Genomic DNA, 25,099 nt, shown 5'->3' on the forward strand with positions numbered 1-25,099 from the left:
AAGCATCCTTTGTTCAATTGACCTTGCATAAAATGAGAATCCGAACCTGTCTCTGTTGAGGCGGGTTCGGATTCTTATAATTTATTCCATTGATTCAGAAGGGATGCACTGGCGTTTCCGTTTAATCAGTATTTTCCAGTGCCACTGGCCGCCATGGAAACTGCCCGCCCGGATACGACCCGCACTTTTTTAAAGTCTCCCTGCTGCTCGTCTAAAGAAAATTCTTCCGGTGTTTCGGAAACCGTCTCGCTCTTGGGTAGACGGCTCCCGGAGCTCAGCTTGAATACGCTGACATAGTTCTTCAGGTTGTCAGCCTGTGCAGAAAGCTCCTCGCTTGCGGCGGCGCCTTCTTCGGCGGATGCCGCGTTATTCTGAACAACCTGGGAAATCTCCGTGATCCCCTGATTGATCTGTTCAAGTGCCGCCGCCTGCTCATGGGAGGCCGTGGCAATGGCATCCACAAGCTCGCCCGCTTGCGAGACTCCTACCACGATCTTGCTCAGCGCATCGGCAGTTTCATTTGCGATGATGGTTCCGGCTGCGACCTTATTTATGGAATTTTCAATCAATTCGGTGGTTTCCTTGGCCGCCTTGGAGGACTGTGCAGCCAGACTTCTGACCTCCTCGGCAACAACCGCGAACCCCTTTCCGTACTGGCCGGCCCTTGCTGCTTCCACAGCGGCGTTGAGTGCAAGAATATTTGTTTGGAAGGCAATATTTTCAATCACCTTGATAATCTTACTGATGTTTTCAGAGGATGCGTTAATTTCATTCATGGCACGGAGCATCTCCGCCATCTGGGCATTGCCGGCATCCGCGTCTTTTTGGATATTTCCTGCCAATTCATTTGTTTTTTGCGCGTTCTGTGCTGTTTGAGTTGTCTGCGAAGTAATTTCTTCCATGGACGCCGACAATTCCTCAACAGAGCTTGCCTGTTCGGTTGCCCCCTGAGAGAGCGATGTGCTGGAGTCTGCCACGAGCCCTGCGCCGGAATCCACTTGGTCTGCGGATGTAACGATGGAAGCTGCAAGGCTGTGGAATTTTTCCACAAGCTCCGAAAGCGCTTTTCCCATGATGTCTTTTTCAGAACGAACCGTTACTGCCAAAGATAAGTCTCCCGTCGCCACGATTTCCAGTTCACGGCTGAGTTTTACCGTTCCTTCAATGAGCTTATTAAAGGCGAGCGCGACCTTACCGATCTCGTCTTTGCGCTTTTTCACTTGTGTGTCTTCCTCTGTTATTAAACCGTATATATCTACATCCCCAACAGCGATATACTCAGAAACCATTCCAATCATTTGAAGCGGCTTGCTGATAATAGCGGATGTGTAAGTGCCCAGAAGCAGGGAAATGACAAAGGATACGACAATTACAGCAATCATAATTACCATTGCGATTGACGCCGCAGCTTTATTACTCGCAAGATTCTCTTGCGCGTTGGCTTCTTTCCTTTGCGTAAGTAATTCAAAGCTTTCAGCCGCATTTTGCGCCTCAGGTACCGCTTCATTGATCAGAGACAGTATATCTTCTTTTGCTTTTCCCGCTTTGGCATCTTTTATTACATTATCAACTGTATCCGTGTAGGCTTCATACGCCGTCATGGTTGAATCATATAGCTGCTGCCCTTCACTGCTCGTAACTGTTTTGCTGTATTTTTCCATTTGAACCTGAACCGCGTCCATTTGAGTTACTATTTCCTGATAGTATTGATCGCGACTCGTATCGTAGTAAATATAAAGGTTGCGAACCGCAACTCTGATCTCCTTAAAGCTGCTCTCCGCGCCAGTGCTGTAAACAATTCCCATGGTTTGATTGTCATAGGTGGTCTGTTGGTTTTTGCTCATTCGCAGCATGTTGACAATGCCGACAGCGCCGACTACGATTCCCAAAACCGATATAAAGAGAAACCCTATAATTAGTTTTTTAGATATTTTTAAATCCTCAAACCACTTCTTCATTGTCCTGACTCCTTCAATTATTCACGGCATCGTGTCAATCTACTGTGCCGTGATACTTTTATTTGCACATTTTAGCCTCGCCTCAGGGGCAGACCGAGACAGTGCCGATGTCTTCCGTGTTTAGCAGCCTCACCCAGTCGCGCAGCAGTATCTTCATTCCGCGCGGCTTATCCATGTTTTCAACATACCCGCCGCCGGTCCCGGAACTTAAGTTCGGTTTCTGATATTTCCGCCCAGCGGAAATATCAAAAACCGTCTTCTTTGGAGTCTTCGCCGTCATCCAAATTTCTCTTTAAAAGGCTGGCCATTATCTCACTTCCTTAAACTTTTTTTGAAATACGCTTAGCACCTGTAAAAACTTGCTCGCACGACCCTGAATAAGGTGCGCCTAATTCAGGGCACTATATTATTGTATGGGAATAGATTCACTGGCCGTAGTTTGTCAAAGACTGCGGAATCACAACGCAAGCACATTGCTATTGCTGGATTATCTGATATTTACGACTGAAGCTTTGACGGCGATTGAAGGAATTGCCATATGCGTGATGTGCAGTTCGTTGAACTTGTCCATTGCAATTTTCTTCTGTTCCATGAGAGAATGGGCGTAAATGTTCAGGGTAATTGAGACGCTGGCATGTCCCAAAATTTCGCTGAGTGTTTTAATGTCAACGCCAAGCTCCAATGCTCTTGTGGCGAAGGTGTGACGGATCGCGTGAAATTTCCGATCCTTTACGCAAGCGTCCTTTAAAATCTTTTTATATAGCTTCTGATAAGCTCTGGGGTCTGTCGGAGTGCTTGTACCGGAGATCAAATGGCAGTTTTCTCCGGTGCATTGATCGCTGTACTTTTTATGCATGTCCAGGAGAAATGCAGGCAGAGGAATTTTTCTCATGGATCTCTGACTTTTCGGCGTGCCAACAAGAAGCTTCGTTTTGCATTTGCCACCCTGCATGTTTTTTACGCGAGTTACCGTTTTTGTAACAGACATTGTTCCGGCTTCATAATCAAAATCACTCCATTTCAAGGCGCAAAGCTCTCCAAGGCGTATCCCGGTATAAAATGTCAGAAGAATTCCAAACGTTCGGATGTCCTCAGAATGAGAAATCGCAGTTTCGATTAGCCGCTGTTCATTTATGGAGAATACCTGCACCTCCGTGTTTTCCGTCTTTGGCAGCTTGACAGCTTCCATGATGACTGAATATGTGGGCCAGCCCTTTACAATCTCTTTTAGCGCCGTCTTAAAAACAATTAGTATTTTTCTCTTGTAGGATTCGGAAAGCGTAGAATAATGATTGATAGACGCGGTGAATTGTGCAGCTGAAAGCTCCGTAAGGCACTCGTTTCCGGGCTTTTCAAAAAAGGGAATTACATAGTGCTGTACGCAGGAAAAGTAATTTCCGAAGGTTGATGCTTTTACGTGATTGGTAATATCTCCATACAGCCAATGCTCAAATAGTTCTGCCGCACACTCAACTGGTCCGGGTTGTTTCATTTCCCGAGGTCTTATGTGTTCCTTGTAATTTTTTTGCTTATCCTTAACTTCTTTGTACGTTTTAGCATAGACATAACGGTATTTCCCGTCCGGCTTGAGGATACGCCCCTCCCAACGCCCGTCTTTGCGTTTATAAACATTTTCTCCTCTTCTTGGCATGTTGCTGCTCCTCTCGTGAATGACTTGAATTTTGACGGCGATTAGATCGCCAAACACAGAAAAAGCTCTGCATTTTCATATGAGTATATCGGATATTTGCCCTTCCCCACCGGTTTTTTTATTTTACAGACCAAACGGGGTTATTTTATACTCAGAATATGTCGATAAATAAGATAATTGGTGATAAAAAGCCTCCGCAGTCTTTGACAAACTACGGCCAATTTTTGTATTTTTAAGGTCCTAATTTATGGAAATTTAAACAGCGTGAGTGCACTCTACAAAAACGTTTACCGGCCCGTAAAAGTGGCGGAAGAATTTCTCCATAATAAGCTGGGGGAGTGGAGAGAGGCCGTCAACCTGTCGGCGCTGCGTTGTAATACACATGATAGCTTGAGGCTGCATTGTTCGCTCTATGGAGGAACCAAGAAATCAGGCGACCTCACGCGCAGAAAACAGCCGCAGCCAAGTCCAAAAGGCCCAGAATTCAATTCTGCCGCTCCGAACGTCAAGAGGACCGTCGACAAAAGTCGACGGTCTTTTGCTTGTCCTGTATTTAGCGGGGTTTCGGTCCTTATGTATGTCATAACACTCGAAAGAAAAATTGAGTGACAGAATTTGCAAGCCTACTCTACGGAGCGTTGATTGATTATTCATCGGTAATCGCTTACACTATGTCTGATGATTGCAGGAGAGCAGGCACGGTTTACACGCCTTATAAAGGCATCGGGGAAAGAAGAAGGGGTATCGCAAATGGATTTTGTGAAACGGAAGGAACTGAAAAACGCCTATAAAGAAAAAGCGGCCGTCGGCGGTATCTACCGCATCCAGTGTAACGGGAACGGACGCGCTTGGGTGAAATCCACAACGAACCTGGCGGGCCAGCAGAACAAGTTCGCATTTTCCGTTTCGACCAATTCTTGTCCGGAACCGGCCATGCGAACAGAGTGGATGAAATATGGATTACAGTCGTTTTCATTTGACGTTCTTGAAGTATTGAACAAGAAAGAGACGCAAACGGACCGTGAATTTTCGGAGGATATTCGCTCTCTCCACAAAACATGGCTGGAACGGCAGCGGCAGGAAGGCGTCTTACATGGAACAGATCATTAAAATCAAGCAGTTTCTTGATGATTCCGGAAAAGTCAAGCAGCTGCCGCAAAAACAGAAAGTGAGACACGCCCTGTTGGAATATCTCGCAGATAAATTTGAACTTGGCCGTACGTATTCGGAACAGGAAGTCAACGGTATCTGCGACCTGTGGCACACCTTCGGGGATTACTTTCTCATTCGGCGAGAACTCGTCGACCACGGCCTTTTGTGTCGTGAACAGGATGGGTCCCGCTACTGGAGAGCACAGACCGCCGGGCAAGAAACGGAGCTTGAGCATGACTCGTGAATTTTATTCCATTGGATTTCATATGACGGCGCAGAATTCGGCGGAGGATTCCTACGTTGTGGGCGGCTGGGCGTCCGAGTGAGGCTGCGAATCACTTCTATAACCATATACCTCCTGAAAGGGCATGAGAAAAGGGCGGACGCTGCAGCGTCACGCCCTTTTTAACAATATTGTAAAAAAGTATTTTAATGCACGAAAACGGTCGACATAACCGCAGGGAATGTTCCCGGCACAATCGCGCCGGTGTGTATGTCACGATCAGCCCACAGCGGGGTCATAGATCCACTGGATATAAGGCGTACCTCTCTGTTCATAAGATTTATATGGTTCACCAATCCAGAGGCTTTGCCCAACCATGTACCAGATTCCCAGTGTGTTCCGGTAAAGGAATGCAGTGCCGCAGGCCACAGGATCGCTTTTTAGAAGGTAATCAGACGGGTGATACCACGCCAGCACCGTCTCACCATTGTAGACAGGCCCTTTGGCAATCGACGGATTGGTAGGAGGCTGGTGGTAGACGTTTAAAAGTGGCACCTTCGGATCGGGGCGGGTTACGATCACGGAGCAGCCAGTCAACCCTCCTGTAAACAGAAAATCGTGACCGGGCGCCGATGCGTCAAACGTGACCATCGCCACGCCAACTCCGGTGGACAGGTAGGGTAGGAAGTGCGCCTGGAGAGGCGTAGAGCCCGGGGCTGCCACTCTGAAATAGATGTTTTGAATCGTTCGATGGTTATAGGTGTACATCTCCTCGTCCAGAGAAAAGGTATTGATTACCGGCGGGGGCGTGTGCGCGGGGAGAAGATAGAAGAAGTTGGTGGCATAATCGGCCACGCAGTGAAACGGATCGTTCATAAATTCTGTGTAAATCGACATAGCTATACTCCTTTCCCAAGATTTTTAAAAATTATAGCACAATTTTGGTAAATATGTTGAAATATAATTTGAAATTGCTATAATTTTAATATACATATCGTACAGTTCAATTTGAAAAAGAAAGGGGACCGTATCATGGGAATCATCAGCACGCTTTTAACTGGAGGTTGCCTTGTGGGAAAGCTCTGCCAGGGTCTCTCCAGTGCGTTTTCCAGCAACAGCATCTGCGTACAAAACGGAGTAACTAAAATTTACGATGCGGATTTGTCGGTGGGCGGCGCCACGTTTTACAGCAGCAACGAGGACAGCGCCACCGAACAGTATTACAACTATGTGGCCAACCCCACCACGCTGCCCATTTCTCTGGCTATGCCGAATGTAGATGAGAAGGGTGGCATTGAGATGCTGGTTCCGGCCAAAAAATCCCGGCCCATGAGTCTTCTTCTGGATAAATTTGTGGCGCCGTCCACCGAATTGCTGATTGGTCCCATCTCCGACAAGGATGCTGCCAATGGCGGCATTGAGGACACCGCCGTCAAACTCAGCCTGCGCAGTCTTCCGCTGAACGGTACGCCGGTGACCATCGGCGGCGTCACCATCTCCGCTGACCGAGCCTCCGGACTACTTCACGTCTCCACCGACAGCGCCGTCATCGGAAACCTGACCTATTTTTCCGCTACCGCTGACTCCGGCGTGGAGGCAGAGCGGCGGGACACCATTAGCCCTCAGCCGCAAAACGAGGCGCTGGTTGCCGGAATTACCCGGAACTACGCGCTGAATTTTGGGGACATGGGCTTCTCCTCAAACGACAAGCTTAACTGTCGGCTTTATTTTACCATCGCCGGAGGAAATGCGCTTCGGATAGAACAGCTGTCTAAGGGGAGCCGTCCACTTCCCCATGGCTATCTGGCTTATCTCCAGCAACGGGGGCTGGCGCCAGAGGAATGATCTCCATTGTCACCAGCTGCCTACCCATGGGCTTTGTGGGGGACGCTTACCGAGCGGCTCTGGAGGCTGAGGTTTATCTTTTGCGAACGGTAGTCTGGACGGCGGAGGGGGAGAGCGTACCGCCGGGGCTTTCCCTCAGCGCAGACGGTGTACTTTCTGGCGTGCCGATACGCAGCTATCGGGGCAGCATTGAGGTTTGTGCCACCTGTGAAAATCCGGAGGAAACGGCGCGGACAGTACTCTCACTGAGAATATACGGTGCGCTTAGCCTGAAAGCGCTCTCTCTGCCTGACGGGCAGGCCGGACAGGCTTATTCCGCGCGGCTGGTGGCCGGGGGCGGCGTAAACCCCTACCACTGGATGGCCGACAGCCTTCCCTCGGGGCTGCATCTCTCGGGCGCGTGGCTCACAGGAACGCCACAGGTTTCAGGGGGCTTTGCCCCCATCACGTTCACTGTTGTTGACGCGGCGGGACACAGCGCGGAAAAGTGTGTGTTTCTCCGCATTTTATAAAACAAGAGGAGGTATCAGCATGACCCGTTACACAATGACCGCAAGCAAATCGATTCCTCTGGCGGTGCCAGAGGGCTACTATGTTTTTCTTCAGGCCACCACTATGGCTGGCTTTAAAATTGGCTTTACTGTTAGAGACGCGAAGAGCGGCACGGCCTATTTCGACGGAAGCCGCCAGGGCTTAGATCCATTGCCGCCGCTGGCTGCTTTTTTTCAGTCCCATGCATCGGCGCTTGAGCTGTTTGTGGACATTCCCCAAAGCCAGCAGATCGACATCCGAATGGACAGCATGGACATCGCGGACGAGAAAGGGAATCTGCTTCTGCGCACCATTTCCATTGCCGGGGAGGACTGGACCGATAAGGATTATAACGATTTGTTGGTGACGGTGACCGCCTGCAAGAGCAATCATTAACCGAAAAAGCCGTTTTAACACAGCTTCTGAAGAACTGTATCCGGCTTGTCAATGACAAGCCGGATACAGTTCGCGTCATGCAGTGCGTTGGCCCAGACCCATTCATGCTGGTGCTTTTTCTATGATGCGGTTCATCGTTCCAAGAGAAAACATACTCTGCCCCAGGCCGTGAAATGTTTTATTCTCTATAAAAAAGTATTGTCCTTGCACAAGATTACCTGATGCACTCTTAATCATGCATATTTGTAGTCAGCATATCCAATTGGAGATTAACCTCTGTACTATCACTGCATTAACGGTGCTCCGGGAGCTGTATGAGCAGAACGACAGAGAGAAGCTGGGGCGGCATTGACGGAAAAGCTTCCCTCCGGCAGAGAGCCTGCCCTGTGTGAAAATTATGCGGTAAACGCCGCCGAAGCCTGCGCCCGCATGACCGGGGGCGCCCGCTTTGTCCGGGTGGGCAGCCATTTGCAGCACGGCGTCCTGACCCTTGCGGTGGACAACAGCTTTGAGGGGAATCTCCGTCAAAAAGACGGCGTATTTCTCTCCTCCAAACGGAAGGGCGAGGGCATCGGGACTGCCTCCGTAGCGGCCGTGGCGAGAAAATACGGCGGCAGCGCACAATTTGAGAAAAAGCGCGGCTTGTTTCAGGCTTCGGTGTATGTGCGGGTTGAACAGAAGTAGTAAAAAAGCAACCGCACAGGATTCTCTCCTGTGCGGTTGCTTTTTTCGTATGCGCTGTGCTTTCTGTACTTGTTTGCCATAGAGGTTCACATCATATTCCTATGAAGCGCATTCCTTAAGAAAGCATGCCTTTTTTATACGACAGGGGGACACCCCGTCAGCCGCAGCAGGGCTTGCAGCCCCGGTGACTTTGTGTACTGCGATATAGCGCACGGGGCTGTCCCCACAAAGCATCAACACCCGAAACAACCGTCAGGCGCTTAGCGATATAAGAACCGGAACACCCGGAAGTGCTCGAATAGTCCGCCGTGCGCAAAATCAATTGTGATGGCGATTGTTGTTCTGACGGTTTAATTTGCAGCAATCGGGTGTTGAATTACCAAATAGCTGCTGATTCGATTTTGCCATCCGGTCCAGATAATTCTGAAAGGCCTTTTTTAAATTTTTCCAAAGCTTCATGTATCCGTTCCTCCTTATCAAATCTGATGCACTAACAGTAGCATGCAAGTTTGTAGAAGTTGTGTAGAAATTTCTTCTCCGTCGCATTCCTATAAACGTTCATTATAAAAATTCAATTTCCGCCGCCTGTTTGCATTGAGCCCCGCCTATGTCAAAACAGTCTCAAAGCCCTCGGTATGATATACCGGGGGCTTTGAGGCATTGCTTTTTTACCGGCGGCCCCGGGTCTTCAGTCTTGCCATTGCCCGGGCCAGAGCAGCCTTGGAATTATAATACTCTGCGATACTCTGCTTGTGGTGCAGGCGTTCCTCGGCCCGCTGCCGGGCTTCCTCCGCCCGCTTGAAGTCAATCTCCTCCGGATGCTCCGCAGACGCTACCAGCATTATGACATAGTCCGGCGTAATCTCTGCGAAGCCGCCGCTCACAACGGCGGGATACCAGATGTTCTCCGCCTGATAGCGTACCTCGCCCGGCTCCACGGCCACCACCGTGGCCTCGTGCCCCGGCAGGATGCCGTATTGTCCGTCCTGAATGGGCAGTATCAGTGCCTGTGCTTCCCCGGTATAAACCTGGCGGTCAACGGTAACGATCTCCAGATAAAAGGTGTTTGCCATGAATCATCCGCCCTTTCTCACAAACGCTCCTGCCGCTTACGAAACGCCCAGTGCCTTCGCTTTCTCAGCTACCTCGTCGACCGTGCCCGTCATGCTGAACGCCGCCTCCGGAAAGCGATCCGTCTCGCCGCCCAGAATGGACTCGAAGCTGCACAGCGTATCCTCCAGCTTGACATAGCGGCCCTTCAGTCCGGTGAAATTCTCGGCCACCGAGAACGGCTGGGAAAGAAACTGCTGCACCTTCCGGGCGCGTTCTACGGTCAGCCGGTCGGCCTCGGACAGCTCCTCCATGCCGAGAATCGCAATGATGTCCTGCAGCTCGCTGTATCGCTGCAAAAGCTCCTGCACCGCCCGTGCGGTATTGTAATGGCGCTGGCCCACAATGTCGGGCTCCAGAATGCGGGAGGTGGATTCCAGCGGGTCCACCGCAGGATAAATTCCCATTTCCACGATTTTACGGGAGAGCACCGTGGTGGCGTCCAGATGGGCAAATGTGGTGGCGGGGGCCGGGTCCGTCAGGTCATCGGCGGGGACATAGACTGCCTGCACGGAGGTAATTGCTCCATCTTTCGTGGAGGTAATCCGCTCTTGCAGCATGCCCATTTCATTGGCAAGCGTGGGCTGATAGCCCACGGCGGAGGGCATCCGCCCCATAAGGGAGGACACCTCGCTGCCCGCCTGGATATACCGGAAGATGTTGTCGATAAACAGCAGCACATTTTGCTTTTCGTGGTCGCGGAAATATTCCGCCATGGTCAGCCCCGTCAGGGCCACGCGCATTCTGGCTCCGGGCGGCTCGTTCATCTGCCCAAATACCAGAGCCGTCTTGGACAGGACCCCGGAATTTGCCATCTCGTGCCACAAATCGCTGCCCTCCCGGGTCCGCTCACCCACGCCGGTGAACACGGAATAGCCTCCGTGCTCCGTGGCGATATTGTGAATCAGCTCTTGAATCAGCACGGTCTTTCCCACGCCGGCGCCGCCAAACAGGCCGATCTTTCCTCCCTTGGCATAAGGCGCCAGCAGGTCAATCACCTTGATACCCGTCTCCTGTATGTGAACCACGGGGCTTTGATCCTCGAATTTGGGGGGCTGGCGGTGAATGGACCATTTTTCAGAGGCGCTGACATCCCCTTTCTCGTCAATGGGATCGCCCAGCACGTTGAACATCCGGCCCAGCACCTCCTTCCCAACGGGGACAGAAATGGGACCTCCGGCGGCGACAACCTCCGCGCCGCGGCCCAGCCCCTCCGAGGGGGAGAGCATAATGCAGCGGACTGTGTTGCCGCCCATATGCTGTGCCGCCTCCATCACGGCCTTTTCGCCATTCAGGCGGACTTCAAGGGCATCCTTGATGGACGGAAGCTTCCCTGCGGGAAACTCCACATCCACCACGGGCCCCATAACCTGAACGACGGTTCCCTTGTTTTCAGACATAAAATCACTCTTTCCGAACTTGTTACGAAACGGTCCGCGCTCATGAGCCGCTGGCCTGTGCGCCGCCCACCACCTCGGTAATCTCCTGCGTAATAGCGGCCTGCCGGGCGCGGTTATATTGCAGATTCAGCTGCCGGATTAAATCCCCGGCGTTTTTTGTGGAGTTGTCCATGGCGGTCATCCGCGCCTGTTGCTCAGAGCAGAAAGACTCCACCAGCAGACTAAAAAACATCCCGTTGACATAGCGTGGGACCAGCGTGGTCAGCACCACCGTCTCAGACGGCACGTAAGTCACCGAATGCACATATTTAGACTGATCGTCCGGCTCCCAGGGAAAGGTATCCCGGCTCAGGGGAAGCAGCTGCACCATCCGCGCCTCCAGCGTCATGGACGTCACCATCTCCGTGTAAACGGCGTACAGCGCGTCCAGCCTTCCCAGCCGGTATTCCTGTGCTAAAAAGGTGCCCATTTCCCGCGCCCGGTGCATATTGGGGTTCTGCGTGGAAAACGGAAATTCCTGTACGGGAATCTTCCGTTCCCGAAACCAGGACAGGCCCACCTGTCCCACCACAAATATCCGGCAGTTCGGCGTTTTGGCGATGGCCGCCTCCGCCAGCTTGAGTACATTGTGGTTATACGCCCCCGCCATGCCCTTGTCGCCGGTAATGATGACATATGCCACCACGCCCTGAGAAGGCTGCGCCCGAAAAATGGGATTCAGATAAGGATGTGTCAGCTCGGGGGAGCGGTGAAGAATATCGGTGATGGTTCTTTCAATCCGGTCAAAGTACGGCTTCACGTCGTTCAGCTGTTTGCGTGCCTTTCTCAGATTGTTGGAGGAAATCAGGTACATGGCGTTGGTAATTTTCCGGGTTTCCTGCACGCTGCGGATGTGGGAACGAATCTCCTGCATACTTGCCATCGGGCATCACCGCCCTTCTTTTTCCGCAGGCACGGCCCCGGTGCGCTCTTTATACTTCGCAAGCTCGGTGCGGATGGTCTGTGCGACCGCATCCGAAATCACGCCGGTTTTTTGAATTTCCTCCGTTACCTCGGCATGTAGAGAATCCAGTTCGTCTACAAAGCCGCGGACGAACGCGGAAACCCGGCTCTGCGGCACATCGTCCAGCAGCCCGCCTGTGGCCGTATAGAGAATCACCGCCTGGCGGTACATCGGCATGGGATGATAAAGGGGCTGCTTGAGCAGCTCCATCATTTCTTTTCCGTGGTCAAGCAGCTTTTGGGTGGATGCATCCAGATCGGAGGCAAACTGGTTGAATACCTCCAGCTCCCGGAAGCGGGCCAGATCAATCCGCAGCGTGCCTGCGGCCTTTTTGATTGCCTTGGTCTGGGCCGAACCACCCACGCGGGACACGGACAGGCCCACGTTGACAGCCGGCCTCTGCCCCGAGAAAAACAGGTTTGTCTCCAGATAAATCTGCCCGTCGGTGATGGAAATAACATTGGTGGGAATATAGGCCGACACATCGCCCGCCTGCGTCTCGATAATGGGCAGCGCCGTCATGGACCCGCCGCCGTATTTCTTTGTCAACCGGCAGGCCCGCTCCAGCAGGCGGGAGTGCAGGTAAAACACATCGCCGGGATAGGCTTCCCGTCCCGGGGACCGTTTTAAAAGCAGAGACAGCGTACGGTAAGCCACGGCGTGCTTGGAAAGATCGTCGTAGACAATCAGCACGTCTTTGCCCCGGCTCATAAAATATTCACCCACGGCCGCGCCGGTATAGGGAGCGATATATTGCAGCGGGGCTGGTTCACTGGCGGTGGCGGAAATAATAATAGAATAGTCCATTGCCCCGTACTTTTCCAGCGTATCCCGCACCTGGGCCACGCTGGACGCCTTTTGTCCGATGGCCACGTAGATGCAGATCATGTCCTGCCCCTTCTGGTTGATGATCGTGTCCACGGCGATGGCGGTCTTTCCGGTCTGGCGGTCCCCGATAATCAGCTCCCGCTGGCCCCGGCCGATGGGGACCATGGCGTCAATGGCCAGAATGCCCGTCTGCATGGGCACATTGACCTCTTCGCGGGTTACAACGCCGCTGGCCTCGTGCTCTACGGGACGGGTTTCCGTGGTTTCCACGGGGCCTCTGCCGTCAATGGGCATGCCCAGCGCGTCCACCACGCGGCCCAGCATCGCGTCGCCCACGGGCACGTCCGTGGTCCGTCCGGTGCGCCGAACCGTCGCGCCCTCACCCAGATTTTCCTCAGGCCCCAGCAGTACGCAGCCAACGCTGTCCCGCTCCAGATTCATCACCATGCCCCGCACGCCGGTTTCAAACTCCAGCAGCTCGCCGTATACCGCGTTGTCCAGTCCGTAAACTGTGGCAATGCCGTCGCCGACGTTTAAAACCGTGCCGGTTTCGCTGCGCAGGGCCCTGTTATCGTAATTTGAAATTTCCTCCCGCAGGACGGAGACAATCTCATCCGCTTCGTTTTTCATATCATTCGCCTCTCTTGCAGCTGTCGCTTCATATCCCGGAGCCGACCGTGGACACTGTAATCATAGGTGAATCCGTCAATCTCCAGAACGAACCCGCCCAAAAGACCGGGATCCGTCTCGATTTCCAGTTCCACCGCGTCTCTGTGATGCAGGGCGCACAGCCGTTTCCGAAGTCCGTCCAGCTGTGCCTCGTCCGGAATGTGGACACAGCGCATCCGGCACACCGCCGTATTGCGTCCCTCCAGCTCCAGTGCGTGAAACGCCTCGGCAATCTCGGGAAGCAGCGCCATCCGGTTTTTGCGCGCCAGCAGCCTGTAAAAATTCAAAAGCTGAGGATCTTCCTTCACAACGTCCAAACGCCCCAGCACCCGTTCTTTCTCCACGCGGTCAACGGTGGGGTCCTCCAGTACGCGGCGCAGCGGCGGAGTATCCTCAATCAGGCGGACGGCGCGGGCAAAGCGCGCCCTGTCCATCCCCAAGTCAAAGCAGGCCGCGGCATAGCGGCGGGCAAGCTCTCTCATGACAGATCACCCGACTCGTACAAAAAGGAGTCCACCATTGCCAGATCGTTTTTCCGATCCAGCTCGCTCTGCGCCACCTTGGCCGCCGCCAAAAGCGCAAGCTGGGCAACCTCCTTGCGTACACCGCGCAGCATGTTTTCCCGCTCGGTCTGCAACTGGAGGCGGGTCGTCTCCATCAGCTTTTGCGCGTCGGTCCGGGCGCTGTCCAGCGTTGCCTCATATTCTTTTTGAGCCTGCGCCCTGGAATGCGCAAGAAGCGTTTCGCTCTCCTGGCGGGTCTGGGCCAGCTGCCGTTCATACTGGTCATGGAGCTGTCCGGCCAGCAGCTTTTCGCCCGCGGCGTCCTCCCGGTCCTTTTGAATGGCCTGCGCCCGGTGATCCAAAATAGCCGTCACCTTCTCAAACAGGAAATGCTTGAGAAACAGCCAAAGCACCAGAAGGTTGATGACCGTAAATAAAATTGTGTAGGGACTGAAATTGAGCACAAAAATCGCCCCTTATCCCATGAAAATTACGACAAGGCCAATGACAAAGCCATAAATGGCAGTAGCCTCGGCCAGTGCGCAGCCCAGCAGCAGGCTGCTGCGGATTTGGCCTGCCGCCTCCGGCTGGCGGGCAATGGCCTCGGTGGCCTTGCCGGTGGCAATGCCGATTCCAACACCGGCCCCGATTCCTGTCAAAACTGCGATACCTGCACCAATTGCGACGGACATAATTAGTTCCCCCTTAATAATAAATAAATCAATGCGATATGGTTACTCTTCTTGAATGGTTTCTCCCGTAAACAGCGCTGTCAAAAACACAAAGACGATGGTTTGAATCAATCCGTCAAAGATATCGAAATAGAGACTGAACACCACCGGAACACCCACCGGAACCAGCGCCTTAATAAGCTCCATGATTACGAACGAGCCCAGCACATTTCCAAACAGCCGCATACAAAGCGACAGCGGCCGAATGATAATCTCCATAACGTTGATGGGAATCAGCAGGGGCATGGGTTCGGCAAACTTGCGCAGGCCGCCCCGCAGACCCAGAAAACGAAACGAGCTGCCGTAAATCAGACATACGCTGGTCAGTGCCAGACCGGCCGTAACGCTGATATCCTTGGTTGGCGGTACCAGACCCAGCAGTCCACTGAGGTTCGCCACCGCGATGTACACGGCAACCGTTCCCAGCCACGGCGCAAACGCCCGCCAGCGAGGCCCGATGCTGTCCTGCGCAAACCCGTTGAGAGAGCCGACGCACATCTCCAAAAACGCCTGAACGCGCCCCGGTCGATCTGGTTTTAACTTCCGTGTCAGCAGCAAAACCAGAATCATCACCAAGACCATCAAAATCCAACTGGTTAAAACCGCCTCCGAAACCGGGATTCCTCCCAGAACCGGAATGGTAAACGCAGTCTGATTTTTTATCCCGGACATCATTGTCTCCTGAATATTTGACATACTATTATCACCTCCTGACCCAGTCAATCCCGCCTTCGCTCCGCGAATCGCAGCGAGCACAGATTCGCAGACAGAAAAGCAGGTTCGCCGCCTGTCGGACAGTATCCGGCAAACGGCGGACAGCACGATCTCACACCTTCAATTTTCCGGCCACAGGCGCGGGCCCCATCGACCGGTCCGACACCCCCGGCAGCCAGGTGATCCCGCCCTCGCACCACGGCGGCATTTTCTTAACGGGCGTGCTGTTGTTTTCATTGGGTTGCTACATTATAATGAACTTGTTGAAAAATGTAAAATGTATATTTGCAATTTTCACTATAACAAATTATTATAGTGAAACGGTCGGCGCACCCACCTTGGCGCCGCGCAGAGGAGGAGTTATTATCTCAGTCAACTATGAGTATTACCGGATTTTTTATTTTGTTGCAAAATATAAAAATTTTACGCAGGCCGCTAAAGTCCTCATGAGCAGCCAGCCTAATATTTCACGCTATATGAACAATCTGGAGGAGGAGCTGGGCTGCCGGCTGATGATCCGATCGAACAGAGGTATCGTGCTCACCACAGAGGGAGAAAAGCTGTTTTCTCATGTGTCTCTAGCCTATGAGCAGCTGCAACTGGGTGAGGCAGAGCTGGCCAGCTATACAGGCATGCAAAACGGGACCGTGTCTATCGGGGCCAACGAAACAGCCCTGCAAAGCGTGCTTCTTTCCAAGCTCAGTCACTTTCATCAGGCCTACCCCGGCTTTCACATTCACATCTCAAATTATTCCACCCCTCAGGCCGTAAAGTCGTTGGAGGACGGCATTCTGGACCTGGCGGTGGTTACCACGCCCACGGGCGCGAGGAAGCACCTGACAGAGATTCCGCTCAAGCCGTTCCGCGAAATTCTGGTGGGTGGTTCAAAGTTTGCATATCTGTCGGAAAAACAGATGAGTTTGAAGGAGCTGGCAGACTTTCCCATGGTCAGCATGGCTGTGGAAACAAAAACCTTTGAGTTTTACAGCCGCTTTTTTCAAAGGCACGGCCTTGCGCTCCATCCGGAAATCGAGGCCGCCAATACGGTGCAGCTCCTCCCCATGATAAAAGGCAACATGGGTCTTGGGTTTCTGCCGGAGGAGATTGCGGCGGACGCGCTTTCGCGCTGTGAAGTTTATCGGATTTCCCTGCTGGAAACCATTCCGGAACGGTTTATCTGCCTGATTAAGGACTCGCGCCAGCCGCTGAGTCTGGCCGCGAAAAAGCTGGAGGAAATTCTGCGGACGCCAGAATGATTTTTAACGGCTGTTTAACAGGGTAACTGCCGCCAAACTGTTAATATATCGAAAGAATTTCAGTAAAACATGTCCCTTTTCTGCGTCCCATAGAAAAATGACGACAAATATGATAGTATAGATTCTCACTGCGGCAGTTTCATGCAGCAGCCGCACGCAACGCAATTGCCGCGTGGAAGGCCCGCGCCGCAACGCGAAGCGATACGAGGAGGATCGTCCCATGCCAAGCATATTCATTCTGGCGGTGGCCCTGTCTGTGGTACTCGCCGTTTTGATGACGATATTTACCATTGCCAACCACACCGTTGAAAAATCTCTTTACCTGATTCTTCTTTCTGTGGCCAATCTCTTTTTTTCCTTCGGCAACCTGCTGGAAATGACCGCCCCTACGCTGGAAACCGCCTTTTACGGAGTTCGGGTTCAGTATCTGGGCGCGCCGCTGCTGGTGCCGCTGGCCTATCTGTTTTTCAGAGACTTATACGGAAAGAAGCGGTTCTCCGCGCGGCGGCACGCCCTGATTTTCGCAATTCCCGCTGTGTCCATGGTGTCCTTGCAGTTGTTTCCCTTGGTGAGGCTGCATTACGGCGATATCTGGTACAGCACCAGCGGGCAGATTGCCAGCATTCAGCATACCGACGGGATTGCCTATCTTCTCGGGGTACTCTTGAATTACATCTGCATTGTTCTGGGCCTTTCCCTTATCCTCAGTCACATCCGAACCGGTAGCAAGGCCCAGCGGCGGCAAAGCTTTATTCTCTTGCTGGGCTGGCTGGCTCCACTGGCGTCCAACTTTTCCTTTGTGTTTATTGGCGGCAGCCAAAGCTATGACTTTACGCCCATTGCCTATGTCTCCGCCCTGGCGGTGTTTCTCTATTCCGCTCTGACGCAGAATTTGCTGAATGTGCTTCCGCTGGCCCGGGCGCAGGTGATTGACGGACTGGAGGATGCCTTTATCGTGTGCGATGCCGACTTTCACTTTCTGGACGCGAACCAATCGGCAAGGCAGCTGTTTCCGCAGCTCTCCCGCATGGTGCCCGGCGAGTCTCTCGAGGACGTGCAGGGCTTTAAGCATCAGGGCGAGACGCTGATCTGGAAAGGCGGGGAGGCCCGGCGCTATAAAGTCACCGCGAATCCCATCCTTCAGGGCACGAAAAACAGCGGAATCTGCATTGTTTTCCGGGACGTAACGGTGGAGAGCCGCCTGCTGGAGGACCTGCACCGTCAGGCCACCATGGACGCGCTGACCGGGGTATACAACCGGGGCACGTTTTTTAACCTTGCCAGACAGACGCTGGCAAGGGATGGGGGACAGCGGGCGCTGGCGCTTTTGATGATTGACGTGGATCATTTCAAGCAGGTAAACGACACCTATGGCCACCTCTGCGGCGACGCGGTGCTGAAGTCTGTTGCGCAGGCCGCACGAACGCATTTTCGCAAAAACGATCTGGTGGGGCGCTACGGGGGCGAGGAATTTGCGGTGCTGCTGGAAGACCTGTCCTCTCAACAGGCGGTGGAGACGGCGGAAAAACTTCGTCGAACCATTGAGGAGATGAAGATTGCTTTTCAGGACAAAATTCTCCGCGTGACCATCAGCATCGGTGTGGCCCACTGTCCCGCCGACTGCAGGCAAACGCTGGAGGAACTGCTGAACCAGGCGGACGCGGCCATGTATCTCTCCAAAACCGGAGGCCGTAACCGCACCAGCCTGTACGGCGGTGACGAACATGCAGTATAAGCTCCGCCTTTTGCCCGGAACTTTCCGGATGTCGGGTCTTTTGTCTTTCCGTAGTGCGAAAGCCCATGAATACACGCCGGCTTATATGAAAGAAAGAATCCGAAGCTGTCCAACGGGACAGCTTCGGATTCTTATGGTCTGCGGCATCGGGGTAAAACGAATATTCCGTCGTTTCAAATTAAGCAGCGCTTTCCAATTGATAAATCTCAAGGGCTGGCTGGCTTTTCATAAATTCGAGGAACCGGTCTGCGTCCGCATCCTGCAAGTCTTTCTTTTGCAGAAGAATGAAGCCCTTTTCCCAATTGAGCAGAATCACATCCTGACAAAATGCGGCCTGCAATAAGTCTTCAATGGCCACCAGCATCTGATCATTTTCCCAGATGCCCGTGTCTTGAAAAACGACCGTTGCGCTTTTGCCTTCATCAAGGGTCTTATATCCGGACCAAATCCGCTCTGTTTCCTTATGTAGACGTTGATGGGAATTTATTTGGGGCTGAAACAGGTAGACCACCCCTAACAAAAAAGCAGCCGCGCCAACAATCAGCACATCTAAAAGCTCCTTTGGCGCCATAACACCAGGAATGAGGGCAAACAGCCCCAGAATGATTAAAAACCCTCCATAAACCTTATACCGTTTCCGCTTTTTTTCAGAGGTGCCTTTTGATCCCCTTGGAACGGCGTTCAGCTTATCGATCCCGGCCCACATCTTGGGGCATGCTTTTCTGCTTTTCATCTCCGCCAATTTATTAAGGGCATCAAACAGTTGAGATTTGCCCCGTTCCTCATAAGGACTTAACAAAAAAGTGAACTTCATTTAATAACTGCCAGCTCCTTTGATGATCTTAAAAATTTCTCTACCTTTTTGGAGTCACTTTAAACGCGCTACGCTGTGTCTCCTTTTAATTAAAAGTTAAATTCGGATTCCCAATCAAATTCTCCACTGGTTTCTACATTGTTCGGCCAGTGCCTGCACCACGCGGGGACCTCCGGTTCTTCCACACGGTCAAGGCTTGGTGTATAAGGCTTCATGTCGAGAACGGGACTCTGGTCATTCGCATCAATATAGGCAAGCCCGACAATTCCATGACTTACATCAATGTAAGTGACATAGGCACATGATAGTGCAATGGGGTTCGGGCGCTGCGGTGAACGCGTAGCAAATGTGCCCAGTGTGTCCGGTCCTTTTGTATATGGCTTAGTTTCCGACAAAACGCTTCTGTCCTGTTCGTTATCACAGCCAGAAAACCACCAAAGAATATTGATATAAAAAAAACCATCTAAGCCAACCAGTGAATCCCTATATTCAGGTGCAATTTCTATGCGAAATCCACCCTCATCCGCGCAAATGACGCCGATTTGCTTTACTGTAAAATGTTTATCCATAAAGAATCTCCTTTGAAATTAGATTTTTTACGGTACCGTTAATTCCAGTATAGCAATGTGTTTTTATACTACAAGCTTTTTTTATAAAATTTTGAAGCAACTTTTTTGTGCAGTTGATCCCTGACGGCATCGGGGATGTGCCGGTGAAATAAAAGGCGGGCAACTAAGCCGATAACGGCAAGGCTGCCCGCGCTTTTCTGGTTATCAAGTTCAGCTTAATCAGTACGGCTTAAAACGAACAAAGGTGTTTGCTTATTTGATCGGTAATTAGCTATTCAAAAGTATTTCTAAGTCCGATACAGACACATCCATGCGCTTGGACGTTTCTTCCATCGACATTCCAGAATCAAGAAAACGCTTTACAACCATTTTCATATTTTCGCCAACCTCAATCATGTGTCCATCCAAATCATAAAAACGTATGGAGCGTTGTCCCCAGGCAGCTTCCTTAACGCCATCTCCTACATACCTAATATCCTTGCGTTGCTGTAATTTTCCAATAAAGTCATCAAATTTATCTTCCTCAAAGTACAGCTCCATATTGTGAGGTTCTTTTAAAATGCTATCCTTTGGAATATTTAACAGCCAGTCAAAGTCCTGTTGTAAAGACAATCCGCCAAAGGAGACGTTTCTTCCATAGTCCTGAAATACCTCCAATTCAAATAAATCTTGATAAAACTTTTTGGAAAGATTTATATCTTTCACCGCGATACAAACGCCCTCATATTTCATTTGAATATCCTCCGGTAATATAAATAATCTTTGCTTCATTTTATCATTAAGTAGGCAAAAAGTCATGTATGAGAATTTGAACTCATACATGGCTTTAATTATGGGAGAGCGTCAGAAAATAAATTTTTAGGTTATTCCAAACGAAGTAGAATTGCCATAGGCGATAAGCTTATTTTGAGGGGCGGGGACATGTTCCGAGCTTTACTTCTTTTATTAGAAGGTTCATTTCACCCATCAAAGGGCTTGACAAATTCTCTATGTCGATTTAATATAACATCGTTATTAAATAACAACGTTATATTAAGGAGGCTTTATGCGCCCTGTCAACGAGGAACTTGCCGCCGCCTTATTAGAGGCGGGAAAAAAAGAATTTATGACCTATGGTTTCCTGAAAGCAAATATGAGGGATATCGCTGCCACAGCCGGGGTCACCACCGGTGCGCTGTACCGGTATTACACCGACAAGGAAGCGCTGTTTGAGGAATTGGTGGAAAAACCCTCCCACGTATTTGCCGAACGCTACCGGGAGCGTCAACGCTCTTTTGCTGCTCAGTCGCTGGACAAACAGCTTCAAAATATGCCTGAAATTACAGATCATGAATCAGATTGGATGATGGCCTATCTCTACGACCATTTTGATGCGTTTAAGCTCATCGCCTGCTGCTCTGCCGGCACCCGATATGAACACTACATCGACACCCTGATTGAAATCGAAGCCGAGGCAGGGCATCAGCTGATCGACCGCATGCGAGCGAATGGTCTTCCTGCACAGGCGCTGGACGACGGGTTGATTCACATTCTCTCCGGCGCATTATTCAACGGCATGTTTGAAACAATCCGCCACGATATGCCCAGGGAGAAAGCCGCCAAGTACATGGAAAGCTTGCGGGATTTTTATTCCGCAGGCTGGTTTAAGGTTTTGGGAATAGCAGGGGGCTGAGCGCCCCTGTTTTTCCGCCGCCAGGTTAGCAATATCTAACTAAATAAGGAGATGTAATTTATGAAAACCAAAAAAGAGCCTTCCCCGTTTGCCAAGCTATGGGGATGGGCAAACGCATACCACGGAGGGTTCTGCGGCTCAGTGGTTCTGGCTGTCATCGGGGTAGCAGGTACCATGCTGGCCTATCTGTGTGTTGCTGCGATCATCAGGCTGCTGCTCTCGGGCGGGGGACTGCGGGAATGCCTGCCCTGGTGCGGGCTGATGCTGGGAGGATATTTGATAAAAGCGGTATTTTCCAGCCTGTCCACCGGCATGTCCCATACCGCCACCTACCATACTCTGCGGGATCTGCGGAAGAGCCTTCTGAGCAAGCTTTCCCGGGTACCCATGGGAACCATTTTAAATACACCCTCCGGGCAGTATAAAACCACCATTGTGGATCGGGTGGAGGGGATGGAGCCAACGCTGGCCCACCTGATTCCGGAGATGACCTCCAACCTGCTTGTTCCTCTGACACTTGTCATCAGCATCTTTGTGCTGGACTGGCGGATGGGCCTTGCCTCACTGGTTACCACGGCAATCGGTCTGCTGATTGTTTCCCAGAGCACAAAAACCTATGCCGTCCGCTGGAAGGGGGCGGTGGAAGTCGGCCGCCGTATGGCAAACGCCATTGTGGAATATGTGGGCGGCATTCAGGTGGTCAAGGCCTTCAGTCAGAGCGCCGGTTCCTACAAAAAATACGCCGGAGCTGTGGAAGACAACGCCCGGTATTTCGTGGACTGGATGCATGACAACCAGAAATACATGGCCTCGTGGCAGAGCATCCTGCCCGCCGTTCTGGTTTCCGTGCTTCCCACAGGCCTGCTGCTTTGGAACAGCGGAAGCCTCAGCGCCGCGGATTTTCTTACGGTCATCGTTTTGTCCCTCGGCCTCACCGGACCAATGATTGCCGCCCTGAGCTTTGTGGATGAGCTTGCAATCGTAGGTACTAATGTGGGGGAAATCGCGGGGATTCTGGAGTCGCCGGAGCTTGTGCGGCCCCAGCAGCCTGCCAAGCTCAGCGGCAGCGGGGTAACGCTGAAAAATGTTTCTTTTACTTACGGGGAAGTGAAGGAAGAAGTTCTTCATAAAATCAATCTGGATATCCACCCCGGCACGGTGACTGCACTGGTTGGGCCTTCCGGCTCAGGAAAATCCACAATTGCCAAGCTGATTGCCGGATTCTGGGACGTGACGGGTGGTGCCATTACATTGGGGGACGTTGATTTACAGGATATCCCGCTGGACCAGTTGAATCGGCAGATCGCCTATGTGGCGCAGGATAACTACCTGTTTGACCGGACAGTACGGGATAACATCCGCATGGGACGACCGGATGCAGCGGACGCAGAAGTGGAAGCCGCCGCCAGGGCCGCCGGGTGCGATATGTTTATCCGGGCGCTGGAGAACGGCTACGACACTGTTTGCGGCGAGGGCGGTGGACATCTTTCGGGCGGAGAGCGCCAGCGGATTTCCATTGCGCGCGCCATGCTTAAGGATGCACCCATCGTGATTCTGGATGAGGCTACCGCCAGCATTGATCCGGAAAACGAAGCGCTGATTCAACGCGCTATTTCTGCGCTGACAAAGGGAAAGACCCTGATCGTCATTGCCCATCATCTGGGGACCATCGCCGGTGCGGATACTATTGTGGTGGTGGAAAACGGCCGGATTGCGGCACAGGGAAACCAGGCGAAGCTTCTGGAAACATGCCCGCTTTACGCCCAAATGTGGAAAGCATATCTGGGTACCCGGGACGCGGCCTGAGAGGAGAGAATATTATGTTTGGCATACTAAAAAAGATTTTTGCCTTTGCGGGAGGCAAGCGGGGACTTTTGAAAAAAGCAATGGGGGTATCCCTTCTGGGCGCACTATTTGCATCGCTCCAGTTTTTGGCCCTGATGCTGGCGATGGATATGGTGGTGGGCGGAGCAAAGTTGACTGTTTGGCCGGTTGCCTGCATCATGCTGGTTTCTATTCTGGGGCACATTGCCTGTGCCTACTACTCCACCAATGCCGAGACGGATACGGGCTACCATATGGCCGCGGAGAAGCGGGTACATATCGGCGACCGTCTGCGATACATTCCCATGGGATATTTTAACGACAACAGTCTCGGCAATATCACGGCAGTGGTCACCACTACGCTGGGCGATGTGGAAAATACCGCCGCACGGTGCCTTGTTATGGTGATCGGCGGATTCCTGAATACGCTGGCTCTGTGCCTGATGCTTCTGTTTGCCGATTGGCGGCTGGGCCTGATCGCCATTGCGGGCATTTTATGCTATCTGGCGGTCACGGAGCTTTCCCAGAGTGCCACCTCTAAAACCGGCCCCGCCCGCCAGTATATTCAGGAAACATTGGTAGAGAAAGTGCTGGAATATGTGCAGGGCATGGGTGTGGTGAAGTCCTATGGGCTGGAAAAGGACAGCGGGCAGGCAGTTTACAATACTGTGGACGACAGCTGCCAAAAGGCGCTGGCACTGGTGCGTTCGATCACGCCTTGGTCGGGAATTCGCCAAATTACGGTGCGGATTTTCAGTGTGGCAATCGTTGTTGCGGCGCTGGCTTTCTATGCGGGAGGAACCTTGTCTCTGGCCCGCTGCCTGCTGATGCTGATTGCTTCTTTCTTGATTTACGCAGAGTTGGAAAGTGCCGGAAATATGTCCGATCAACTCCAAATGCTGGGTGCCGCCATGGACAAAGCCAACTCCATTGACAATACGCCCACCATGGATATTGACGGACAGGAAATCGCGTCCTCCCATGCCTTCGTCGAATTTCAGGATGTTCACTTTGCTTACGGTGACCGCACGATCTTGGACGGCATCAGCTTTACAATTCCGGAAAAAACCACCACTGCCGTGGTCGGCCCCTCCGGCGGCGGCAAGACCACGCTCTGCAATTTGATTGCCCGTTTTTGGGATGTGGATGACGGAAAGATTCTGGTTGGCGGCCACGATGTGCGGGAATACAAGCTGGACAGCCTGATGAAAAATATCTCTATGGTATTCCAAAATGTCTATTTGTTCAATGACACCATTGAGAACAATATCAAATTTGGCAGGCCCTCCGCCACACACGAACAGGTGATGGATGCTGCTAAGCAAGCCTGCTGTCACGACTTTATCACCGCGCTGCCGGAGGGCTATGATACAGTGCTGGGAGAGGGCGGAGGTACGCTCTCCGGCGGGGAAAAGCAGCGCATTTCCATTGCGCGGGCGATTATCAAGGACGCGCCGATGATCATTCTGGACGAGGCCACGGCAAGCGTGGACCCGGAGAATGAGGTGGAGCTTCAGACAGCCATCAATGCGTTGACCCACGACAAAACCATTATAATGATTGCACACCGGCTGAAAACCGTAAAAGATGCCGACCAGATTCTGGTGCTGGACGGCGGCCATATCGCACAGCGCGGCACCCATGCAGAACTGTTGGAGCAACCCGGCCTGTACGCCGATTTTATCGGTCTGCGCCAGGAGGCTGTGGGCTGGAAACTGGCATAGCAAGTGGGATATATCCACACCTTTTTGGCCCGACAAAGGTTACTTTCAGCATGCGCCACATAATCCATGACTTTTTTCAGGGCGGTGCTGCTCTGCGTTTTTTCCTT

27 protein-coding genes are annotated in these 25,099 nt (G+C 52.1%); 11 read left to right on the forward strand and 16 right to left on the reverse strand.

Annotated elements, in window-relative coordinates:
• Positions 1–125: 125 nt before the first annotated feature.
• The 3 genes from ABVS15_RS09800 to ABVS15_RS09810 all read right to left on the reverse strand — a co-directional run bounded on the left by ABVS15_RS09800 (position 126) and on the right by ABVS15_RS09810 (position 3,609).
• Positions 126–1,958: a methyl-accepting chemotaxis protein gene (locus ABVS15_RS09800; RefSeq protein ID WP_369283550.1), complete on the reverse strand. Its 1,833-nt coding sequence runs from the start codon at positions 1,956–1,958 to the stop codon at positions 126–128.
• A gap of 82 nt (positions 1,959–2,040) precedes the next feature.
• The gene (locus ABVS15_RS09805; RefSeq protein ID WP_369283551.1) at positions 2,041–2,238 is read right to left on the reverse strand and encodes a hypothetical protein; all 198 of its coding nucleotides are present in this window, start codon (positions 2,236–2,238) and stop codon (positions 2,041–2,043) included.
• A 207-nt stretch (positions 2,239–2,445) separates the two neighbouring features.
• Complete coding sequence (locus tag ABVS15_RS09810; protein WP_369283552.1) at positions 2,446–3,609, reverse strand: tyrosine-type recombinase/integrase; 1,164 nt, start codon at positions 3,607–3,609, stop codon at positions 2,446–2,448.
• A 750-nt stretch (positions 3,610–4,359) separates the two neighbouring features.
• On the opposite strand from ABVS15_RS09810, the gene ABVS15_RS09815 reads away from it, so the two are divergent.
• Together ABVS15_RS09815 and ABVS15_RS09820 are read left to right on the forward strand one after the other, a co-directional pair.
• Entirely contained in the window at positions 4,360–4,719 is a 360-nt protein-coding gene (locus tag ABVS15_RS09815) for a GIY-YIG nuclease family protein (protein WP_369283553.1), read from the forward strand.
• Positions 4,703–5,005, forward strand: coding sequence for a DUF2087 domain-containing protein (locus ABVS15_RS09820; protein WP_369283554.1), 303 nt, complete (start codon positions 4,703–4,705; stop codon positions 5,003–5,005). Before ABVS15_RS09815 ends, ABVS15_RS09820 begins: the two co-directional genes overlap by 17 nt.
• A 258-nt stretch (positions 5,006–5,263) precedes the next feature.
• Here the strand turns inward: ABVS15_RS09820 and ABVS15_RS09825 are convergent, their stop codons facing one another.
• Positions 5,264–5,881, reverse strand: coding sequence for a hypothetical protein (locus ABVS15_RS09825; RefSeq protein ID WP_369283555.1), 618 nt, complete (start codon positions 5,879–5,881; stop codon positions 5,264–5,266).
• 135 nt (positions 5,882–6,016) lie between these two features.
• On the opposite strand from ABVS15_RS09825, the gene ABVS15_RS09830 reads away from it, so the two are divergent.
• The 4 genes from ABVS15_RS09830 (at position 6,017) to ABVS15_RS09845 (ending at position 8,440) form a co-directional block, all read left to right on the forward strand.
• The gene (locus tag ABVS15_RS09830; RefSeq protein ID WP_369283556.1) at positions 6,017–6,829 is read left to right on the forward strand and encodes a hypothetical protein; all 813 of its coding nucleotides are present in this window, start codon (positions 6,017–6,019) and stop codon (positions 6,827–6,829) included.
• Complete coding sequence (locus tag ABVS15_RS09835) at positions 6,826–7,341, forward strand: Ig domain-containing protein (RefSeq protein WP_369283557.1); 516 nt, start codon at positions 6,826–6,828, stop codon at positions 7,339–7,341. Before ABVS15_RS09830 ends, ABVS15_RS09835 begins: the two co-directional genes overlap by 4 nt.
• A gap of 19 nt (positions 7,342–7,360) precedes the next feature.
• Complete coding sequence (locus ABVS15_RS09840) at positions 7,361–7,756, forward strand: hypothetical protein (protein WP_369283558.1); 396 nt, start codon at positions 7,361–7,363, stop codon at positions 7,754–7,756.
• A gap of 348 nt (positions 7,757–8,104) precedes the next feature.
• Positions 8,105–8,440, forward strand: coding sequence for a GHKL domain-containing protein (locus ABVS15_RS09845; RefSeq protein ID WP_369283559.1), 336 nt, complete (start codon positions 8,105–8,107; stop codon positions 8,438–8,440).
• Between the two features lie 318 nt (positions 8,441–8,758).
• Here the strand turns inward: ABVS15_RS09845 and ABVS15_RS09850 are convergent, their stop codons facing one another.
• The 9 genes from ABVS15_RS09850 to ABVS15_RS09890 form a co-directional block, all read right to left on the reverse strand.
• Positions 8,759–8,899 carry an LDCC motif putative metal-binding protein gene (locus ABVS15_RS09850; RefSeq protein ID WP_369283560.1) on the reverse strand — a complete coding sequence of 47 codons (141 nt, stop codon included), beginning with the start codon at positions 8,897–8,899 and terminating at the stop codon, positions 8,759–8,761.
• Between the two features lie 209 nt (positions 8,900–9,108).
• Positions 9,109–9,513, reverse strand: coding sequence for an ATP synthase F1 subunit epsilon (atpC, locus tag ABVS15_RS09855; RefSeq protein ID WP_369283561.1), 405 nt, complete (start codon positions 9,511–9,513; stop codon positions 9,109–9,111).
• Between the two features lie 36 nt (positions 9,514–9,549).
• Positions 9,550–10,950: a F0F1 ATP synthase subunit beta gene (atpD, locus tag ABVS15_RS09860; protein ID WP_369283562.1), complete on the reverse strand. Its 1,401-nt coding sequence runs from the start codon at positions 10,948–10,950 to the stop codon at positions 9,550–9,552.
• A gap of 40 nt (positions 10,951–10,990) precedes the next feature.
• Positions 10,991–11,872, reverse strand: a complete 882-nt coding sequence (atpG, locus tag ABVS15_RS09865) for an ATP synthase F1 subunit gamma (protein WP_369283563.1) — start codon at positions 11,870–11,872, stop codon at positions 10,991–10,993.
• A 6-nt stretch (positions 11,873–11,878) separates the two neighbouring features.
• Entirely contained in the window at positions 11,879–13,411 is a 1,533-nt protein-coding gene (gene atpA / locus ABVS15_RS09870; protein WP_369283564.1) for a F0F1 ATP synthase subunit alpha, read from the reverse strand.
• The gene (gene atpH / locus ABVS15_RS09875) at positions 13,408–13,932 is read right to left on the reverse strand and encodes an ATP synthase F1 subunit delta (protein ID WP_369283565.1); all 525 of its coding nucleotides are present in this window, start codon (positions 13,930–13,932) and stop codon (positions 13,408–13,410) included. The genes atpA and atpH overlap by 4 nt, the downstream gene beginning before the upstream one ends.
• Positions 13,929–14,417, reverse strand: a complete 489-nt coding sequence (gene atpF / locus ABVS15_RS09880) for a F0F1 ATP synthase subunit B (RefSeq protein WP_369283566.1) — start codon at positions 14,415–14,417, stop codon at positions 13,929–13,931. Before atpF ends, atpH begins: the two co-directional genes overlap by 4 nt.
• A 12-nt stretch (positions 14,418–14,429) precedes the next feature.
• The gene (gene atpE / locus ABVS15_RS09885) at positions 14,430–14,645 is read right to left on the reverse strand and encodes an ATP synthase F0 subunit C (RefSeq protein WP_369283567.1); all 216 of its coding nucleotides are present in this window, start codon (positions 14,643–14,645) and stop codon (positions 14,430–14,432) included.
• Between the two features lie 42 nt (positions 14,646–14,687).
• A complete protein-coding gene (locus ABVS15_RS09890; RefSeq protein WP_369283568.1) occupies positions 14,688–15,380 on the reverse strand; it encodes a F0F1 ATP synthase subunit A in 693 nt (230 codons plus the stop codon).
• Between the two features lie 356 nt (positions 15,381–15,736).
• Here ABVS15_RS09890 and ABVS15_RS09895 point away from each other — a divergent pair, with 356 nt between their 5' ends.
• Positions 15,737–16,654, forward strand: a complete 918-nt coding sequence (locus ABVS15_RS09895) for a LysR family transcriptional regulator (RefSeq protein ID WP_369283569.1) — start codon at positions 15,737–15,739, stop codon at positions 16,652–16,654.
• A 220-nt stretch (positions 16,655–16,874) separates the two neighbouring features.
• On the forward strand, positions 16,875–18,389 hold the full coding sequence (locus ABVS15_RS09900) for a diguanylate cyclase (RefSeq protein WP_369283570.1): 1,515 nt from the start codon (positions 16,875–16,877) through the stop codon (positions 18,387–18,389).
• 178 nt (positions 18,390–18,567) lie between these two features.
• Here ABVS15_RS09900 and ABVS15_RS09905 read toward each other — a convergent pair whose 3' ends face one another.
• The 3 genes from ABVS15_RS09905 to ABVS15_RS09915 all read right to left on the reverse strand — a co-directional run bounded on the left by ABVS15_RS09905 (position 18,568) and on the right by ABVS15_RS09915 (position 20,504).
• On the reverse strand, positions 18,568–19,203 hold the full coding sequence (locus tag ABVS15_RS09905; protein ID WP_369283571.1) for a hypothetical protein: 636 nt from the start codon (positions 19,201–19,203) through the stop codon (positions 18,568–18,570).
• 89 nt (positions 19,204–19,292) lie between these two features.
• Positions 19,293–19,772, reverse strand: a complete 480-nt coding sequence (locus ABVS15_RS09910; protein WP_369283572.1) for a TrmO family methyltransferase — start codon at positions 19,770–19,772, stop codon at positions 19,293–19,295.
• A gap of 267 nt (positions 19,773–20,039) precedes the next feature.
• Positions 20,040–20,504 carry a VOC family protein gene (locus ABVS15_RS09915; RefSeq protein WP_369283573.1) on the reverse strand — a complete coding sequence of 155 codons (465 nt, stop codon included), beginning with the start codon at positions 20,502–20,504 and terminating at the stop codon, positions 20,040–20,042.
• Positions 20,505–20,817: 313 nt separating this feature from the next.
• Between ABVS15_RS09915 and ABVS15_RS09920 the strand changes: the two genes are divergently transcribed.
• The 3 genes from ABVS15_RS09920 to ABVS15_RS09930 are packed head-to-tail and all read left to right on the forward strand — an operon-like array spanning position 20,818 to position 24,992.
• The gene (locus tag ABVS15_RS09920; RefSeq protein WP_369283574.1) at positions 20,818–21,444 is read left to right on the forward strand and encodes a TetR/AcrR family transcriptional regulator; all 627 of its coding nucleotides are present in this window, start codon (positions 20,818–20,820) and stop codon (positions 21,442–21,444) included.
• Positions 21,445–21,504: 60 nt separating this feature from the next.
• Positions 21,505–23,250 (forward strand): ABC transporter ATP-binding protein, encoded by a 1,746-nt coding sequence (locus tag ABVS15_RS09925; RefSeq protein ID WP_369283575.1) that lies wholly within the window; start codon positions 21,505–21,507, stop codon positions 23,248–23,250.
• Between the two features lie 14 nt (positions 23,251–23,264).
• Positions 23,265–24,992, forward strand: coding sequence for an ABC transporter ATP-binding protein (locus ABVS15_RS09930; protein WP_369283576.1), 1,728 nt, complete (start codon positions 23,265–23,267; stop codon positions 24,990–24,992).
• Positions 24,993–25,099 lie beyond the last annotated feature (107 nt).

It is taken from the genome of Oscillibacter sp. GMB15532 (assembly GCF_041020825.1).
In the GTDB taxonomy this organism is placed as follows: domain Bacteria; phylum Bacillota; class Clostridia; order Oscillospirales; family Oscillospiraceae; genus Oscillibacter.

Excerpts from the sequence above, each read along its gene's own strand:
- ABVS15_RS09800 (WP_369283550.1), bottom strand. The coding sequence starts at position 1,958 with ATGAAGAAGTGGTTTGAGGATTTAAAAATATCTAAAAAACTAATTATA.
- ABVS15_RS09805 (WP_369283551.1), bottom strand. The coding sequence starts at position 2,238 with ATGACGGCGAAGACTCCAAAGAAGACGGTTTTTGATATTTCCGCTGGG.
- ABVS15_RS09810 (WP_369283552.1), bottom strand. The coding sequence starts at position 3,609 with ATGCCAAGAAGAGGAGAAAATGTTTATAAACGCAAAGACGGGCGTTGG.
- ABVS15_RS09815 (WP_369283553.1), top strand. The coding sequence starts at position 4,360 with ATGGATTTTGTGAAACGGAAGGAACTGAAAAACGCCTATAAAGAAAAA.
- ABVS15_RS09820 (WP_369283554.1), top strand. The coding sequence starts at position 4,703 with ATGGAACAGATCATTAAAATCAAGCAGTTTCTTGATGATTCCGGAAAA.
- ABVS15_RS09825 (WP_369283555.1), bottom strand. The coding sequence starts at position 5,881 with ATGTCGATTTACACAGAATTTATGAACGATCCGTTTCACTGCGTGGCC.
- ABVS15_RS09830 (WP_369283556.1), top strand. The coding sequence starts at position 6,017 with ATGGGAATCATCAGCACGCTTTTAACTGGAGGTTGCCTTGTGGGAAAG.
- ABVS15_RS09835 (WP_369283557.1), top strand. The coding sequence starts at position 6,826 with ATGATCTCCATTGTCACCAGCTGCCTACCCATGGGCTTTGTGGGGGAC.
- ABVS15_RS09840 (WP_369283558.1), top strand. The coding sequence starts at position 7,361 with ATGACCCGTTACACAATGACCGCAAGCAAATCGATTCCTCTGGCGGTG.
- ABVS15_RS09850 (WP_369283560.1), bottom strand. The coding sequence starts at position 8,899 with ATGAAGCTTTGGAAAAATTTAAAAAAGGCCTTTCAGAATTATCTGGAC.
- atpC (WP_369283561.1), bottom strand. The coding sequence starts at position 9,513 with ATGGCAAACACCTTTTATCTGGAGATCGTTACCGTTGACCGCCAGGTT.
- atpD (WP_369283562.1), bottom strand. The coding sequence starts at position 10,950 with ATGTCTGAAAACAAGGGAACCGTCGTTCAGGTTATGGGGCCCGTGGTG.
- atpG (WP_369283563.1), bottom strand. The coding sequence starts at position 11,872 with ATGGCAAGTATGCAGGAGATTCGTTCCCACATCCGCAGCGTGCAGGAA.
- atpA (WP_369283564.1), bottom strand. The coding sequence starts at position 13,411 with ATGAAAAACGAAGCGGATGAGATTGTCTCCGTCCTGCGGGAGGAAATT.
- atpH (WP_369283565.1), bottom strand. The coding sequence starts at position 13,932 with ATGAGAGAGCTTGCCCGCCGCTATGCCGCGGCCTGCTTTGACTTGGGG.
- atpE (WP_369283567.1), bottom strand. The coding sequence starts at position 14,645 with ATGTCCGTCGCAATTGGTGCAGGTATCGCAGTTTTGACAGGAATCGGG.
- ABVS15_RS09890 (WP_369283568.1), bottom strand. The coding sequence starts at position 15,380 with ATGTCAAATATTCAGGAGACAATGATGTCCGGGATAAAAAATCAGACT.
- ABVS15_RS09900 (WP_369283570.1), top strand. The coding sequence starts at position 16,875 with ATGCCAAGCATATTCATTCTGGCGGTGGCCCTGTCTGTGGTACTCGCC.
- ABVS15_RS09905 (WP_369283571.1), bottom strand. The coding sequence starts at position 19,203 with ATGAAGTTCACTTTTTTGTTAAGTCCTTATGAGGAACGGGGCAAATCT.
- ABVS15_RS09910 (WP_369283572.1), bottom strand. The coding sequence starts at position 19,772 with ATGGATAAACATTTTACAGTAAAGCAAATCGGCGTCATTTGCGCGGAT.
- ABVS15_RS09915 (WP_369283573.1), bottom strand. The coding sequence starts at position 20,504 with ATGAAATATGAGGGCGTTTGTATCGCGGTGAAAGATATAAATCTTTCC.
- ABVS15_RS09920 (WP_369283574.1), top strand. The coding sequence starts at position 20,818 with ATGCGCCCTGTCAACGAGGAACTTGCCGCCGCCTTATTAGAGGCGGGA.
- ABVS15_RS09925 (WP_369283575.1), top strand. The coding sequence starts at position 21,505 with ATGAAAACCAAAAAAGAGCCTTCCCCGTTTGCCAAGCTATGGGGATGG.
- ABVS15_RS09930 (WP_369283576.1), top strand. The coding sequence starts at position 23,265 with ATGTTTGGCATACTAAAAAAGATTTTTGCCTTTGCGGGAGGCAAGCGG.